Source organism: bacterium (genome assembly GCA_024228115.1).
In the GTDB taxonomy this organism is placed as follows: Bacteria; Myxococcota_A; UBA9160; order UBA9160; family UBA6930.
The window spans coordinates 1-718 of sequence record JAAETT010000695.1 but is presented as its reverse complement, the minus strand read 5'-3'; the positions used below and the strand labels follow the sequence as shown (position 1 = coordinate 718).

Sequence of the window (718 nt, the reverse complement as noted above, 5' to 3'; positions counted from 1 at the left end):
TTTGCGCTTTGAAACTGTCAAGTAAATGACGTTTATATCAACATGGGAAAAAAATTATTTTCTAATTTGTTATGTCTCTTTACTCCTATTTCGCATTGAAACTGTCAAGCAAATGACCTTAACATCAACATGGGAAAAAAATTATTTTCTAATTCCTTGTGTTCCTCTACCCCCTATCATCAATTTTGCAAGGTAAATCAAACATGTCGAAAATCTGCGTGCGGCGATTTAATCGCGTTCCGTGGGAAAGAAGAAGAAGGAGATTTCAAAACATGTCTTTATTGTTTAAAACATCAATCAACGTACAAATAACGGACTCGATTTCACCAACGGAAAGTACACCTGTTATGAAAATTTTACCAGAAGAAAATAATTTTGCACACGCTTTGCGATGAAATCGTAAAAATAAACCGGGAAAAATTTCCGCCTCAAAATAACCCCTAATATGAGCCGATATAAAAGGCCAATATTTTTGTTTAACGCACTCTTAGCAACATTATATTACTAACACGAAATCGATCTAATTTAGTATCCAATTTTTTTGCAAATAATATCGCATTCGCGCCACATTGGCGCCTTGATTTTCTTGTTTTATATAACAGAATCGTGGCACTAGGACCTCTCCATCGCCACGCGCGCATATGGGGCACTTTTTCCTTGTTTAATCTTTTCACAAGGTCAATATTTTTCAGCCGTCCAACACCTGACACATTCACTA

At 35.9% G+C, this 718-nt stretch carries 1 protein-coding gene; it reads right to left on the bottom strand.

Annotated elements, in window-relative coordinates; translation table 11 throughout:
- Nucleotides 1-265: 265 nt before the first annotated feature.
- Nucleotides 266-457, bottom strand: a complete 192-nt coding sequence (locus GY937_28885) for a hypothetical protein (GenBank protein ID MCP5060731.1) — start codon at nt 455-457, stop codon at nt 266-268.
- Nucleotides 458-718 lie beyond the last annotated feature (261 nt).